This window comes from Oligella sp. HMSC09E12 (genome assembly GCF_001808505.1).
Taxonomy (GTDB): domain Bacteria; phylum Pseudomonadota; class Gammaproteobacteria; order Burkholderiales; family Burkholderiaceae_B; genus Oligella; species Oligella urethralis.
This window is the reverse complement of sequence record NZ_KV793567.1, coordinates 1-905: the sequence shown is the minus strand read 5'-3', so window position 1 is coordinate 905 and position 905 is coordinate 1. Positions and strand designations below refer to the sequence as shown.

Below are 905 nucleotides of genomic sequence, written 5' to 3'. Positions count from 1 at the left end.
GAGAATTCAATGTATGCGAAAGAAATAGCACTTGCCGTTTTCGATGGTGTCGTGTCCATACCTATTGATTTAGCATATGGGGTTAGAAGAACATTTGAGGACTTTGGAGGTAGTGGAAGCGCAACAAGAGTTGCCAATATGGCTGAGAATAAGAGGGTGGCTAACATTATTGAAAATGCCATCAAGTTTGCTAATACAGATGCTGGGCCTATCACTAAAATACTTAAGGTGATTTTAGAAGAATTCTATCGAGATCTCCCTGATTCTGTTATTGAAAAGGCGGCAAAAAAAGCAGGTGTCGGAGCAACCTACATGACATCTCGTGTATCTACACAAGCGGCGTAGGTAAACCTAATTGCCAAAAAATTAACTGCACAAATTACAGCGAAAGTAATCGCACGTCGACTAGCAAAAATGGGTGTGGGTTTTGCGTTGGGTGCTTTGATCATACAGGGTATGATTGAAAAGGCTTCAGAATCAGCAAAAAGACTAAGGCTAAAGCATCCTCTAATATACAACAAATTGAGGGCGCAAAATGTTGATATGGCATATTTCTTAGTAGAAGACTCGGTCATCCACATCATGGATGCAATTGCTAAAAAATCGGGAAATCCTGAGGCGTTTAAAAAACTGTTTGAAGAGATGGAAAATGAAATCCTGGGTAACTAAGTTAGCTTCAGAATTACTAGATACCATATTAATCGTTATAGGGTCGGTTGTTGTTATTGCGTCTTATATATTCGCCAGTGACGGTTTATTCGGAATTCCTGCATCACCATGGGCCGGTCTACTAGGAGTTATAGTTGCACTTATTGTTTTGCTTTTCCCATACTACCTTTTCTTAAGGCTAAGACATAACAAAAAAATGCAGCCGACGCAAAAATCGCGCGGCTGATTTTGGCGTT

Annotated in this window: 2 protein-coding genes; both read left to right on the top strand. The window is 40.1% G+C overall.

The window, feature by feature from the left end; genetic code table 11:
- Window positions 1–345 (top strand): hypothetical protein (locus HMPREF3179_RS12240; protein ID WP_210398753.1); only part of this gene is annotated, 345 nt, incomplete at its 5' end.
- 69 nt (window positions 346–414) lie between these two features.
- Window positions 415–669 carry a hypothetical protein gene (locus HMPREF3179_RS04155; protein WP_070469818.1) on the top strand — a complete coding sequence of 85 codons (255 nt, stop codon included), beginning with the start codon at window positions 415–417 and terminating at the stop codon, window positions 667–669.
- The last annotated feature ends 236 nt before the right edge of the window (window positions 670–905 follow it).

What these genes read in the sequence shown, in the direction of transcription:
- HMPREF3179_RS04155 (WP_070469818.1), top strand. Translation starts at nt 415, where the DNA reads ATGGGTGTGGGTTTTGCGTTGGGTGCTTTGATCATACAGGGTATGATT.